The following is a 13,571-nucleotide window of genomic DNA, read 5'->3' as shown; positions in this document are numbered from 1 at the left end:
GGATGTCACGGAATCGAAAAGGAGTTCTTTGTGTAACCACAAAGACGATTCCGGACGCAATTATGCCGAGGCATAATTGATCGTGTTCACTGCCTCTTGCGTCACCATTTCAACAAACTGTTGTTTTTGTTCTCTTGTTCTTCCTTTTGCTAGTTTAATTGTAATAATAGGCATAACAAGCCTCCCTTATTTATTTTAAGTGTTTTGTACACAACAATAAAAATTGCTATCTTTTTATCGCCAAGTCATGATTTCGTATTTTTCAAACTATTCTATAACTATTTTTTTAGTATTTCATTATCGACAATAATAGATTAAATAGAATATAATATTTTTTGCACTTATTAACCAGATTTAATGGTTGAATATTTAGTTAATTACGCATATTTATATAGGAACCCTTATATAAGATTCACTTTTTTAGAATAGGATGGTCAAGCATGATATCATTTATTGCAATAGTACTTCTGTTATTTTTAATTCCTGGTCCAGCTGTGATAATAACCATTACACAAACATTGAAAAGTGGTAAAAAGAACGGTGTTTTCACAGCATTAGGTATTGGCTTGGGCGATTTAGTCCATACATTAGCCGCTGTATTAGGCCTTTCAGCTATTTTAATGAAATCTGCCACTGCTTTTGAAGTAGTGAAGTATATTGGTGTAGCTTATCTTGTTTATTTAGGTATTCAAATGCTCCTAACAAAACCTCAAAAAATAGAACAACCAACTGTTGAACAGAGTCCAGCAAGTACTTCGTTCCGCCAAGGTTTTTTAGCAGAAATATTAAACCCTAAAACGGCACTATTTTTCTTAGCCTTTTTACCTCAGTTTGTACAGCACAACGGACAATCCGTTACTGTTCAGCTTCTAATTTTAGGGATTACATTTGTAGTAATGAGCGCCTTGTATACTATTCTATTAGCTATTGTGACAAGCTTCATAGGTGATAAAATCTTTACCAAAACCACTAACAATGGGTCACGTTGGATTGAAAAGGCAGTCGGTTTCGTCTATATAGGTTTAGGTGTTAAATTAGCGCTGCAGACTCAAAGTAGATAGATCAATTTCTATGAGGGAGAACACATTTTTTGGTGTTCTCCCTCATTTTTTGTAGATTTTACCATTAACTTTGAAGGAATTTTAACTTTTTTAGCAAATTATAAAAAGAAAAGGAGAAAACATATGAATCATCGTCATCAAATTCTATTTCAGCAGTTAGAACGTTATCGCAATGAAGTTTTACAAGTCTTAGATTTTGTCACAAAGGAACATGCAGAGGTTGTACCACAAGGATTTCATAATAATATTCGTTGGAACATGGGCCATCTTTATCTAGACCAATATTTATGGCTTGAGGCAATAACAAATGAAAAAAGTAAGGATCTACTACCTTTTCAAGCCTGGTTTGGCTTTGGCACCTCTCCTGCTAATTTTACGGAGGAGACACCATCGTTTGAAGAATTAAAAAAGCTTTTAAAAACTCAGCCATGTAACATAAAAGCAAAGTATGGAGACAAATTAGAGTTAGAGTTTCCAGCTATCGATATGGGGATGAATACAATTGAACAAGTACTAATTCGAACAATTTTCCATGAAGGCATGCATTTACAAGCAATACTAGATATAAAAAAATGTCTGTAAACAAAACTTCTCAATCAGTAGGGGCTATCTTATCCCCTACTGATTTTTCACGGTTGCGAAAGGATTTGTTCCTTCCATTTGATTTCTTTGAATTTGATTATCTGTATGAATGCCAAGCTAATCCATCAACTTCTTCATTAAGGATTCAATACCATTTACCTTATTTTCAAGCCTCTAGTACAAGACCCAATTCAATTCTGACTTCTCTATTTTCCATATCTGTATTGGAATAGCTTAATAGATCACAGCCAATCAACTGAAATCCGTGGTGTTTATAAAATTGGATTGCAGGATAATTGGAGGTTTGTGTTTCCAATACAATTGCCCTGGCACCTAGTTCTTCAGCTCTTGTTTTTATCAATGCCATAAGTTGACTCCCTATTCCATTATGTTGATATTGCGAATATACATGAATATCATTGATCCTTAGAACATTATTCCACTTCTCATGGCTACAGCTAACAATCCCCACCTCTTCCTCGTCTATTTCGGCAATATAACATTCAATTTCTTCTAAATAATCTTCAAAAATTTCTCCTTCTAAATACTTATGAAATGGAGTGTCAAATTGCTTTAATGTAAAATCCATTGTCCAACCATTCTCTTGCACCTGATAGGAAACATCATAGAATTTATCAGAATGATATTGATAAATAATTTTCTTCCCATTGGGATAATCCTCTTTATATATTCTTTTAATATGCAACATGGATAATTCTCCTTCCGTTTTTATTTACTACTTTATTTCTTCCAGCCTGTTCACTTGTTCACAGAATTTTTGAAATTAATGGTTTTAATTGCTATAAATTTGAAGTATATATCTACTATTGGTTTACAAACCAATACAAATTTAACTAGAGGTGGTTTTTTTCTATGACAAATCTTGACTTAAAAATGGAAAGCTGGTTAGCACTAAATGATATTTCTCTGCATCAAAATTTAGAGCCTGTTGCTATTAAACTTGCACCATCAGATCAAACAGTTGTCAGTCAAGGAATCTTTGTTGGGAGTCAGCTGTCGGAGGCTAGAATCGCTGACAATCAAGTTCAGCAAGCACTTCAAAACTTTGGACGCTATAGTTCTGCGGTAAAAGAAGCTGCTAAAGTAGCTCCAACAACTGGATTAACAACTATTCTTGACATTGCTAGAATTGTCTCTAATTTTAATCCAGCATTACCAAACGATAAAAATAATGTTCCTGCTTATGAAAAATATGTGTCAAAAATTTTACAAAACCCACTTATCCATTTATTAAATAGCAGTCTAAAATCCTTTAAACGTAGGACTTCCGATTGGAATGAAGTAATTGACCAAATCGCCAATTTATATAATGGCATTTCGGCAGTTGATAAAGGAAAAATCGTAGAAAGCTTAAAAGCATTAGCAAATTCCGCCTCTTCTTCTAGCTCAGAAAAACAAACTGAAAAACTATTTACTCAAAGCACGATTAACTGTGAGGAAAATATTGATATTTATATTTACTCTAGCTCTGTTACCATGGAGGAGCACAATGGGAAGCATAATGTAAAGCAAGTTGAATTTGAAATACAAGAAACACAATTAAGATTTACAAAAGAATTGTGGAGTTTATACTCAGATGCTGTGTTAGCAAAACATATAGCTTTAATGGATGATTGGCTCAATGGCATTGATACAAAAGCTGACAATCGTTTATCCACTCTTACATGCTTAGTTTAGCCTGGCAATAGATTATTTAATAAGTCCCTCTTTATCTTATCTTTTACATTGTATTACAGGCAAAGCCGTAAGTTTGCAACAATCGCTGCGCGTGATTGATTATGACTTACGGCTTATGCTGTTCTGTCAGGAATTTGTGCGCTGAGCTAAATTACTTATAGATTATCAAATTCCACTCCGTATTTATGAAAGATTACCTTGTATTTGTATTCAAAAATGGACCATCTTTTTTCAGTTCCGTACTTTTTCTGTAAAGCCTTAAAAAAAAGTTTAGCTGCTCCTACATCATTAGATTGTAGCAACAAATGTAAACTTTCTTCACTAAGATGTAAAAATGGGCCTGATATGTAATAATCAACAAGGGATCTGGCACTAATCATAGTATTATTGAACTCGATAACCATTTCTAATCCATTTTGCAGCGTTTTTCTCATATCATCCATATCTGTGGTAGGAGTGATTGAAAATCGATCTGGAACAGACTCGGCTATTTCCCCTATTCTTGCTCTAAAGTGACAGTCTACCTCTTTGGGTTTTGTCAAAATCTCTCTTGATTGTATCCTAGCCAACTCCTCTGCATAAATCCCACAGTTCACGTAAAACATTACATTATCCGCTGAATTGCCAGAGGATTTTTGAAAATTGAACAAATAGATCAGGCTGCCCGTCATCTTATAAAAATTCGAACCCTTCTTTGAAAAGCCATGTTTGGAAAGATACGGCCTAATGTCCTGCTTTATCATCTCATGAAAGAGCTGTTGCAATATGATCCCCCCTAGAAAGTTGCTATATATTTTATTTCCGGATACAGATAAATTTTTTAGAAGTAAGTAAACCGTTACTTTCTACCTTTCATATTGAATAGCCAAAAAGGATACCACTTGAAGTACCCTTTAATAATATTTTTCAAAAAAATTCTGTATGGTATGGTTAATTGTTTGTAATTGATTCTCAGATGGAAAGTGCCCCATATTCAATGAATAGAAAGCTGTTAAATTAGGAACGATTTGTTCAGCACTTTTTTTCACCTTATTTTCTGGAAAAAAGATGTCCTGTTCACCAGCAATGATTAAGGTAGGTGCAGAGAAATGTGCTAATTCGTCTCTAGTTGTTAATTTAGGCATCCCTTGTTCTAATTTTACAAACCGAAAAATATCTCCAATAATCTCATGATCGCTCTCTTTCATATTACCAGCAGACATGCAATCCGTTATTTGTTTAAGATACTTGATGGAAGACGTTTTTTTGAATTGCAGCAATGGCATAAAAATTTTATGTAGCATTTCGATTTTTGATCCTAGCTTAATTCCTGCTGGTGAAACAAGCACAGCACAGTCAATCCTCTCTGGCAAATAGGTCGCTAGCCTTAAAATGATACCTGCTCCATAGGATGGACCTAAAACAGCACATTTCTGAATATGAAAAAAATCCATTAATTGGGCAATCCATTGGGCAAAGCTTTGATCTTTTGCAGAAATCCTAGTTTGAGTACTATAACCAGGGTGTCCAATTGTATCTGGTGCATATATTCTGTATTTTTTTACGAGTGGCTTAAACCAAGATAATGTCATAGGATTTATACAATTACCACCTTGAAAAATCAACAAGGGCTTCCCTTCTTTTGGTCCTGCCATTAATACATGTGTTTTGCCAAAGGTTGTTTCCACCATAACACGTTCTATTGCAAAATCAAAAGACTTTAAATATTGCTCATAATGCTTCAAAATGACCAATCTACCTTTATCACTTGTATAAATTGTCTGTTTCACTTAGACACCCCCGTTTCAATTTTACAGGATTTTGCATCAGTATTATATTGAATACAATTATTTATTTGAAAAAGATTTGCATCTAATTTCTTTAAAACTTATAATTTTCGCCATCTTCTGGTACAAGCACATAATCAGTGATTTCTTTTTCATTTAAAAAGCTTCGTAATTCTTTTCTAGATAATGCCCAATGGTTAATAGCTTCCATATGGCTTACGATAATCTTAGCATTTGGTGCAGCGAGATAAACTTCATAAATATCATCCTTCCCCATAATTAGAGAGCCTCCCTGTAAAAATTGATTGTCACCTCCATTTACAATAATAATATCTGGTTTATTTTTTTCTAGTACATGTTGGACTCCGCCATACCAAACAGTATCTCCTGCAACGTATAGTTTCTTTTCACTCGGGTGGTAAAAAATAACACCGCACACTTGACCAGTAATTTCTAAAATTTTACCGCGTCCATGCTGACCTACTGTTTTCATTAATTGAATACCCTCAAAAACAGTATCCTCTTGTAATATCTCTACATTGGTAAATCCAGCGTTCTTAACCTCTAAAGCATCTTCTTTATTTTGAACAAACATTTTGATAGCTTTTGGTAATACTTCTTTTGCAACCTCATCGAAGTGATCAACATGTAAATGAGTAACAATCACCGCATCCACGTTTATAAGTTGGTCAATGGACGTTGGTAGAGCAACCAATGGGTTATTTTGGTCCTGTCGTAGAGAATTTGGGTACGGTGGATAAATCCCTTTGTTTGCTAGAAGTGGGTCGATTAAAAAACTTTTTCCTGCATATTCAATGACAACAGTAGCATTGCGAATTTGTTGAATGTTCATATTCATAACTCCTTTTCTTTAAATTACAATTAGTTTATACTATGTCCAAATAACAATTACATAGATAAAATCAAGTCTTTTCATGATTTTACTTGATTAATGAAAGGAGTTATTTCATGTTGGATAGTACCGATTTAAGGATCATAGATGAGCTTTACAAGAACAGCCGTATGACAATGAAAGAATTAGGGGAGAAGGTCCATTTAACTGGCCAAGCTACATCATCGAGGGTTGCAAAATTAGAAGATAGTGGTGTCATTGAAGGGTATACAATCCATGTAAATCAAGTGAAATTAGGACGTCCTGTCCATGCATTTATGAATATTTATACTAAAAGTCCATACCATGAACCATTTCTGGCATTTCTGGATACACAACAACCATTCATTGTTAATAATTTCAAAATTAGTGGAGATGGTTGCTATCTTCTAGAATGCAGATTTCCATCAAACGAAGTTTTAGACCAATTTTTAATCGATTTAAATAAACATGCCAACTACAAATTATCGATTGTAATAAGTAAATAAAAAAATACCAGGTGCTAGAGCCTGGTATTTTAAACTTTCCTATTAACAGTATAATTTTATTAAAAAACCAAATTTTATTGTAACTCCGTTATATTCTAAGTAATATTGGTGCACTCTAAAACGTAACCAATGAACAAACGGAGGTAATGTAAATGAAGAAATTACTGTATATAGGAGCAATGTCGGCACTTCTTCTATCAGCATGTTCTTCTCATGATGAAGCTCCAGCTAGTGAACAGGCTGAAGCAAAAGAAAAAACTGTCAATGCTGAAACAAAAGAGACACTTGAAAAAAATGCTCTCAATCAAACTGATTGAATCAATTTGATAACAAGTAGGTTCTATCCGCTACTTTCATGGTTCTATCCATCGTTTTTCTGGTTCTATCCATCACTTTATTGGCTCTATCCACCATTTCAGCTTAGCTATCCATCAACTTGCTTTTTAAGAACTTTAAATGATATGGATGTCCCCTGATTTGGTTGACTGTTAATTTGAAGCCCTGCTCCGTAATGCTGCTTTAATCGTAAATCCGTATTCAGAAGACCCACCCCAGAAGAGGTTTTTAGCCTTCTGACTAGCAATTGTTTTTTTGTTTCTTCATCCATTCCAATACCATTATCAGATACTGTTATCTGTATAAAAGTATCATAATCCAAAATTTGAATATGAATAGTTCCACCATTTACTTGTTTCAAAATGCCATGTTCAATGGCATTTTCAATTAATGGCTGGATGGTTAAAGATGGAATCATTACATCAGATGAAACTTCTAGCTCCCATGTAGCACTAATTCGACTTCCATATCGCTCCTGCTGAATATAGAGATAGGATTGAACCAGCTTTAATTCATTTTCTATTGGGACGAGTTCATCAATATTTTGGAATTTAAAAGATTCTCGTAAAAAATCACTAAGTGCCTCAAGTAGCTTGTTAGTACGCTCCGTATCAATTTCATGTAAGGTCATAATTGCATTTAATGTATTAAATAAAAAATGAGGATGTATTTGTGCCTGTAGCCAAGCCGCTTCCATTCGAAGACGCTCTTGGACAGATTGTTTAACATCAGTGAGTGCTTTTACCCTAGATCTTAATTCTAAAGGATCGACTGGTTTCATTACATAATCATTCGCACCAGATAAAAAGCCATTCTCAATATCCTGTGCTTGACCTCTAGCTGTAAGAAGTAACACTGGAAGTTCTGTAATTGACTGCTGTTTACGTATAGTACGAACTAATTCATAGCCAGACATATTTGGCATCATTACATCTGAAATAACTAAATCAAATTTTTGTGACACCAACGCCTCCAGCGCTTTACTGCCACTAGTGACTGTTTTTAAATCATATTTTTCTGTAGTCAGAATTGTTTCAATCACTCTTAAATTTACTGGATCATCATCCACAACTAGCACCTTTGGTCGATTTGTTTGCATGATGGATTGGGTTATTGAAGAACGATCAAAATGATTGGAAGACGACATAACGTCAAAATCCTCATTCATTCGCAATGGTAAATTCTCATCTTCTGTATCATTTTGTTCAGATAAGTTAGCAATAGGTAAAGTAAACGTAAATTTTGAACCCTTTCCTACTATTGAACGTGCTTGTAATGTGCCTCCATGTAGCTCAACTAAGCGTTTACTTATACTAAGCCCTAATCCAAATCCCCCCTCCATCATGGCCTTACTAAGAGTTCCCTGCTCATAAGGCTCAAATATTCGCTGAATTGTGTCATTATCAATACCAATCCCAGTATCTGAAATCATAATTTCCACCATATTATTTTTCACATGACCAGCTATTGTAACATGCCCTTCATTTGTATATTTCACTGCATTATGCAGTAGGTTAAAAACAATTTGAATGACTCTATTTTCATCAGCCATTACCTTTGGAAAATCTTCAGGTATTTGATTTATTAACTCTACTTGCTTACCTTCCCTCATAAAATAGAGCATATCTAATACGCCAGAAACAATCGTATGAATGGAAAATGATCGTAGTTGCAGCTTTGTCGTATTTTCTTTTAAGCTCATTACATCGAGTAAATCATTTAACATAAGAGACATTCGTTGTCCTACCGAAAGAACGATTTCTAAATCCTTGACGCTTTTATCACTTATAACGGTTTCTTCTCTTTCTAAAACAGCCTTCGACATGTTTAAAATCCCATGTAGAGGATTTCGTAGTTCATGGGACGTATTAGCAAGAAATTCATCCTTCAATCTGTCGGCTTCTTGAAGCTTAATAGCAAGTGCCTTTGTCTCTGCATACACCTTAGCATAATCTTTAAACCATAGTATTGCCAAACAAGTCATTGTGATAATAAGGTCAAATGGATAAAATATTGTTTTTACCCCAGTTAAAAGAAAGATACCGTACCAAGCAATATTATTTACAAAAGCTATTATTGCCAATAGTAATAAAATATTACTTCTTATCTCTTTGATTGATTTTACAATCATTGTTACTATCGTTAAAGTCATTGGGATTCCTAAAAGAGTAGCATAAACGGGCTGTATGATTGTTACATAATGAGCAGACAATAGTATTGCCAGCAATGCAGCAATACCACATAAAGTATTAAACCAAGGAATTAGTTTAAGTAATGTCTTTGGCAACCACTGTTTTATAGAGTGAAGTAGTGAATAGCCAATGCCAAGCATAGAAAGATGAACTAATTTAAAGCCCCAATCGTAATTAATTGGAAACCAGTAGGACAATAATTTATCATCACTTCCTAAAAGATAAAAAAATGTAGTGGCAAACGTTAACATAGAAAAGTAAAGTAATCTTTTATCTCTGTTTCCTACAAAATATAAAATAATTGAATAAATAGCATGTATAAGGAAAACGAAAGCCACCATTTGCTGCATCGTTACAGACAATTGCGTCTCTCGATTAATTGCTTCTTCTTTGCCCAATTTAATGGAACGGATAATCCCTCCATTACGAGAATCCTTATAATTAGCAACTTGCACAATCATTTCAATTTCACTACGACCATTTACTTCAAAAGAAGCGGAATAGGGTATGTTTTTAGCAATGGTTGTATCAGCATTTTTTCCAATTTCACCTGATTTCGATAGTTGTCTGCCATTCACATATATTTCAGAAGAGCTCCGAACACTTGGCACCCTAATACTGTAGGTACTATTATCAGACGGATTTACAAGAATTTTTAAGCGATAAGAACCATAACCATATGGAGTTACTTCCCCTTTCTGTAAGGACGAATCCCACCCATTTGGAACATGTATGTATGATAGATTATTTCGAGCTCCTTTAATTGGCTGTTTTTCGTTAATTAACCACGTATAAGGGTAGAACTCCCATTCCCCATCCAATGTAATGGAATGATTGTCGTTAAAATCCCATTCTCGTAAATCTATTTGTCCTTTTACTGCATAGGGTTGATTTATATTATTTAATAAATCCAGCCATAAAATTCGTGAGCCTGTAAGTATTAACACAAATAAACTAACTATGAGGATAATTTTCTTTTTATTCATTTACATAAATGTCAAAAAGTCCTTGCACCGTGTATTTATAGCACAATTTCCTTAGGCCAATTGCACCTCCTTAGCAATATTATCCTATCATGCATAGAGATACTTTTAAATTGAAATATTTTTTTAGCTCTATAAAACTAAATAAGATAAGTCCCTATTTAATCATTTTCACACTTCGTAGATATATGAAGACACTGCTTATTATTCCAAATCCACCGACAAACAGCATCTATTAAAAATCAATTCATAATGGGAAATTTCCACATAAATTTAAGCATATTTATAATAATGAAAGGCATTTAAACTTTTATAAAAGGGAGGGGAAAAATGACTCAAGCTTTTGAATTTACATCAAATGGGAAGTTTATAGTAAAAGTGGATGATTATACAATAAAAATTCAACCAAAAGGGTTCTCAAATTTTATCAATAAAGGGGGCTCAAAGGGAGAAAAATCCATTCCCATTACATCCATCTCTGCTATTCAATTTAAAGAACCTGGTTTAACTACAGGATATATCCAATTTGCCTATTCGGGTTCGAATGAAACCAAAGGCGGTACATCGGCAGCTATCAAAGATGAAAACTCTATAACCTTTTTTAAAAGAGAGCTAAAAAAGGCAAAAGAATTAATAAAGTTAATTGAAATGAAACGACATGAGAGTTCATTTCCTTCTATCACTTCACAAAGTGCCGCAGATGAAATTTTAAAGATGAAAAAGCTAATGGATGCAGGTATATTGACTAAAGAGGAATTTGAAGCAAAGAAAAAACAATTATTGAATATTTAATTGTGTAGAAATAGCTGTTTTTTTATTTTTTATAAGGCACTTCACTACCTACAACTATAATTTCAACATAATAGTAGAGTAATGCAAAATTTTAAATCTTTGTCTGACTATTCATCAGATATTAGATATTCTTTAAAATACTTACGCTTTCAGATTTTTTAATTGGATAAATAACACGCCTCCTTTCTACAACAAGGCATATTATAGATGATAGAAAGGAGGTATTTCCCATGGGATATTCAGGAAACGTAGGTAGTTGGAACAATGCCTGCTGTGGAGGCAATACTGGCTCTGGTTATGGCTCTACATTCGTTCTAATTGTAGTACTATTCATTCTTTTAATAATCGTTGGCGCTAGCTTCCTTTATTAATCACATCAACATTTCCAACTATTAAATAAAAAATAGGCTTTCGTTTTATCATTATGGATAAGACTTAAGCCTTTATTCATAAAATTTTAAGATTTTTCAATAAATCAGTGAATAATTAGCAATCCTATATGGCACATTACATATAGGAGGTGGAAGAATAATGTCTAGAATAATTGGTGTAGAACAATCATTATCGAATGTGGAGCAAGCTTTAAAGGCAAAAGGATATGAAGTTATTCAACTACGAAATGAAGAGGACGCTAAACGATGTGATGCTTGCGTCATCACAGGTCAAGACAAGGATGTTATGGGCATTAGTGATCCAGTACTTGCAGGGCCAGTCATTGATGCGAATGGCCTTTCTGCTGACGAAATTCTTCAGCGTGTAGACAAATATTTTCATTAACAACGAATGGAGAGGTGCTGTCTTTAGACTTTTTGATCTATTGACCTGCACCTTTTACAATTTATCTAAGTCGATGTCTTTTAATAAGAATTTATAAAGGAATATACAAAAAATAAAAGACACACCAATAAGAAAATTCCTCCAACTAGGAGATAAGAAAAAATATAGCCGTTTTGTATAACAAGGAAACTCTCTGAATCCATCCAACCACCCATTTGCTGTATTTAAATCGTTATTTGCAGAATTGGCCCCCATGTCAACACTATTTAATAATAGTATGGAGCCAATGCAGATAACTGTACTTTTTTACAGTCTTTATCATTTCCTCTTGTCTCATACTATGTCCCCCGACTAATCTTTTAGCAATATAAGAACTTAAACACAAAAATACCTAGCTTTTTTGCGAAAGCCAGGTTTTTTTGTGTGTTGTGTGTTGTGTGTTGTGTGTTTGTTTATGATTACATGGCTAGTGTATCAAATTGTTCTGAACAAATTCTAAACAGGTTTTAAGCCCATCGTATAGTTATTTTCATTGTTTCTGTTAGATTATTTTTTTTCACAAGAAAAATAATATTCACTTGTTAAATTATTATATATTTTCAATATGACATTGCCACCCTTTTCATAACATAAGGAGCTAGCTGTATCTATTTCCTTTGTATTAAAATAATGAGTTACATTTATCATAAAGGAAATTCCTAATAAAATAATGAGCAAAAGCCAAATGACTCCATTTAAATATTTTTTGTTAATCATTTATATCCTCCATAAAGTGATTTTTACATATCTTGAGGTGGTATAACCCCCATAATTAATAAGATAAAAAATACTAAACCTACTAAAAAAAATACAACTGAAGCCCAGAACACTGGTCCAACTTTAACAGTAAAGCGCTCGCTTTGCTGAATTAAACCTGTTTGACCACTTACCTGAGCGTTAAAAAGTCTAGACATGGCTCCTCCACCGCTTGAAAAGTAGTAGATGCCACCAGCAAAAAAGATACCTGTAAAAAACATAACCTCAATTAATCGAACGGAGAAAAATGAGGAAATATAATATGTAATGATTACCTCTACTATAAGTGTGATCAGCATAATCATTAAATTTTTAGTCTTCATAAATCTCCCCCTTCTTGAATACACTTATTTATTCTACGAGCGAATGTAGATAAAGTTCTAGGCTCTTTTTGGTATTTGTCTAATTACATGGTTAGATTACTCTTCAAACTCTTATGTATGTTTAAGTTAAATTTCTGAAATAATTTTTTTCAATTCCTGTTGATTGATTTGACCTTTGATTGTGTATTTTAAAGCGCCTTCCGCATCAAAGATAAAAGTTGTCGGATAATTGATGACTTCAAATGATTTTTGGAGTGTGCCATCTCCATCAAGAAAGATGGGAAAATTCAGTTTGTAATTCTCTAAAAATTTCAATACATTATTATAACTATCGTTAGCAGTTGCATTAATGGCTAACAACTCCACATTATCTCCTTTTTGGTTATAAAATGCTTTTAAATCTGGTACTTCATCCTGACAAGGACCACACCACGATGCCCAAAAATTAACAATTAAAACTTTTCCCTTGTATTTTTCAAATGTTGTTAATGTTTTATCGAAATTCATTAGTTTTGTATCATAGACAATTTTTTTTGAGCCATTCGCTAATTCTATCATTGAGGGTTTTAGCTCTTCTTTGAAAACTTCATCTTTTAAGGCAATACCTATTAAGAAAACTACTACTGTTAGTGATACTACTAAACCTATAAGTTTTTTCCGTTTCATTAACTTCTCCTTAAGTAATTTGATAATATGCTTATTTTACAATACTTTCACTTTGATATTACCATATTTGGGTTTAAAAGGTTGTATTATACACCTTTTTGTATGTACTTCTTCTTTCATCACCTGTAAAATTAAAATAATATTAATTTACGACCTAGTTTAATTTATAAAGTAGTTATATGCATAAAATGTAGGTTGACAGCTATAGAATTGTACTACT

Annotated in this window: 17 protein-coding genes; 8 read left to right on the top strand and 9 right to left on the bottom strand. The window is 33.3% G+C overall.

Annotated elements, in window-relative coordinates:
* Nucleotides 1-60: 60 nt before the first annotated feature.
* Entirely contained in the window at nt 61-174 is a 114-nt protein-coding gene (locus B2R82_RS20340) for a tautomerase family protein (protein WP_286926705.1), read from the bottom strand.
* Nucleotides 175-440: 266 nt separating this feature from the next.
* Here B2R82_RS20340 and B2R82_RS20335 point away from each other — a divergent pair, with 266 nt between their 5' ends.
* Nucleotides 441-1,061, top strand: coding sequence for a LysE family translocator (locus B2R82_RS20335; RefSeq protein WP_286926704.1), 621 nt, complete (start codon nt 441-443; stop codon nt 1,059-1,061).
* A 123-nt stretch (nt 1,062-1,184) separates the two neighbouring features.
* Nucleotides 1,185-1,643 carry a DinB family protein gene (locus B2R82_RS20330; RefSeq protein ID WP_286926703.1) on the top strand — a complete coding sequence of 153 codons (459 nt, stop codon included), beginning with the start codon at nt 1,185-1,187 and terminating at the stop codon, nt 1,641-1,643.
* Between the two features lie 166 nt (nt 1,644-1,809).
* Here B2R82_RS20330 and B2R82_RS20325 read toward each other — a convergent pair whose 3' ends face one another.
* The gene (locus B2R82_RS20325; protein WP_286926702.1) at nt 1,810-2,352 is read right to left on the bottom strand and encodes a GNAT family N-acetyltransferase; all 543 of its coding nucleotides are present in this window, start codon (nt 2,350-2,352) and stop codon (nt 1,810-1,812) included.
* 164 nt (nt 2,353-2,516) lie between these two features.
* Between B2R82_RS20325 and B2R82_RS20320 the strand changes: the two genes are divergently transcribed.
* On the top strand, nt 2,517-3,341 hold the full coding sequence (locus B2R82_RS20320) for a hypothetical protein (protein ID WP_286926701.1): 825 nt from the start codon (nt 2,517-2,519) through the stop codon (nt 3,339-3,341).
* Nucleotides 3,342-3,496: 155 nt separating this feature from the next.
* On the opposite strand, the gene B2R82_RS20315 is transcribed toward B2R82_RS20320, so the two are convergent.
* The 3 genes from B2R82_RS20315 to B2R82_RS20305 form a co-directional block, all read right to left on the bottom strand.
* On the bottom strand, nt 3,497-4,105 hold the full coding sequence (locus B2R82_RS20315) for a DUF4304 domain-containing protein (protein ID WP_313373258.1): 609 nt from the start codon (nt 4,103-4,105) through the stop codon (nt 3,497-3,499).
* A 129-nt stretch (nt 4,106-4,234) separates the two neighbouring features.
* Nucleotides 4,235-5,110, bottom strand: coding sequence for an alpha/beta fold hydrolase (locus B2R82_RS20310; protein ID WP_286926700.1), 876 nt, complete (start codon nt 5,108-5,110; stop codon nt 4,235-4,237).
* Nucleotides 5,111-5,201: 91 nt separating this feature from the next.
* Nucleotides 5,202-5,960 (bottom strand): MBL fold metallo-hydrolase, encoded by a 759-nt coding sequence (locus B2R82_RS20305; RefSeq protein ID WP_286926699.1) that lies wholly within the window; start codon nt 5,958-5,960, stop codon nt 5,202-5,204.
* Nucleotides 5,961-6,076: 116 nt separating this feature from the next.
* Between B2R82_RS20305 and B2R82_RS20300 the strand changes: the two genes are divergently transcribed.
* Together B2R82_RS20300 and B2R82_RS20295 are read left to right on the top strand one after the other, a co-directional pair.
* Nucleotides 6,077-6,487 carry an Lrp/AsnC family transcriptional regulator gene (locus B2R82_RS20300; RefSeq protein ID WP_286926698.1) on the top strand — a complete coding sequence of 137 codons (411 nt, stop codon included), beginning with the start codon at nt 6,077-6,079 and terminating at the stop codon, nt 6,485-6,487.
* 152 nt (nt 6,488-6,639) lie between these two features.
* On the top strand, nt 6,640-6,804 hold the full coding sequence (locus tag B2R82_RS20295) for a hypothetical protein (RefSeq protein WP_286926697.1): 165 nt from the start codon (nt 6,640-6,642) through the stop codon (nt 6,802-6,804).
* Between the two features lie 107 nt (nt 6,805-6,911).
* Here the strand turns inward: B2R82_RS20295 and B2R82_RS20290 are convergent, their stop codons facing one another.
* Complete coding sequence (locus B2R82_RS20290) at nt 6,912-10,001, bottom strand: hybrid sensor histidine kinase/response regulator (RefSeq protein ID WP_286926696.1); 3,090 nt, start codon at nt 9,999-10,001, stop codon at nt 6,912-6,914.
* Between the two features lie 327 nt (nt 10,002-10,328).
* On the opposite strand from B2R82_RS20290, the gene B2R82_RS20285 reads away from it, so the two are divergent.
* From B2R82_RS20285 to B2R82_RS20275, 3 genes are all read left to right on the top strand, one after another.
* Nucleotides 10,329-10,790 carry a DUF4429 domain-containing protein gene (locus B2R82_RS20285; protein WP_286926695.1) on the top strand — a complete coding sequence of 154 codons (462 nt, stop codon included), beginning with the start codon at nt 10,329-10,331 and terminating at the stop codon, nt 10,788-10,790.
* Between the two features lie 230 nt (nt 10,791-11,020).
* Nucleotides 11,021-11,161 (top strand): YjcZ family sporulation protein, encoded by a 141-nt coding sequence (locus tag B2R82_RS20280; RefSeq protein ID WP_286926694.1) that lies wholly within the window; start codon nt 11,021-11,023, stop codon nt 11,159-11,161.
* A 160-nt stretch (nt 11,162-11,321) separates the two neighbouring features.
* Complete coding sequence (locus tag B2R82_RS20275) at nt 11,322-11,567, top strand: YkuS family protein (RefSeq protein ID WP_286926693.1); 246 nt, start codon at nt 11,322-11,324, stop codon at nt 11,565-11,567.
* Between the two features lie 546 nt (nt 11,568-12,113).
* Here the strand turns inward: B2R82_RS20275 and B2R82_RS20270 are convergent.
* The 3 genes from B2R82_RS20270 to B2R82_RS20260 form a co-directional block, all read right to left on the bottom strand.
* Complete coding sequence (locus B2R82_RS20270) at nt 12,114-12,323, bottom strand: hypothetical protein (protein WP_054771528.1); 210 nt, start codon at nt 12,321-12,323, stop codon at nt 12,114-12,116.
* 23 nt (nt 12,324-12,346) lie between these two features.
* On the bottom strand, nt 12,347-12,685 hold the full coding sequence (locus B2R82_RS20265) for a hypothetical protein (protein WP_286926692.1): 339 nt from the start codon (nt 12,683-12,685) through the stop codon (nt 12,347-12,349).
* Nucleotides 12,686-12,811: 126 nt separating this feature from the next.
* Nucleotides 12,812-13,351 carry a TlpA family protein disulfide reductase gene (locus B2R82_RS20260; protein WP_286926691.1) on the bottom strand — a complete coding sequence of 180 codons (540 nt, stop codon included), beginning with the start codon at nt 13,349-13,351 and terminating at the stop codon, nt 12,812-12,814.
* Between the last annotated feature and the right edge of the window lie 220 nt (nt 13,352-13,571).

Origin of the sequence: Lysinibacillus sp. UBA6686 (assembly GCF_002455205.1) — a bacterium.
Lineage (GTDB): Bacteria > Bacillota > Bacilli > Bacillales_A > Planococcaceae > Lysinibacillus > Lysinibacillus pakistanensis.
Note: the sequence above shows the minus strand (reverse complement) of the source record. Positions and strands in the feature narration are given on the sequence as shown.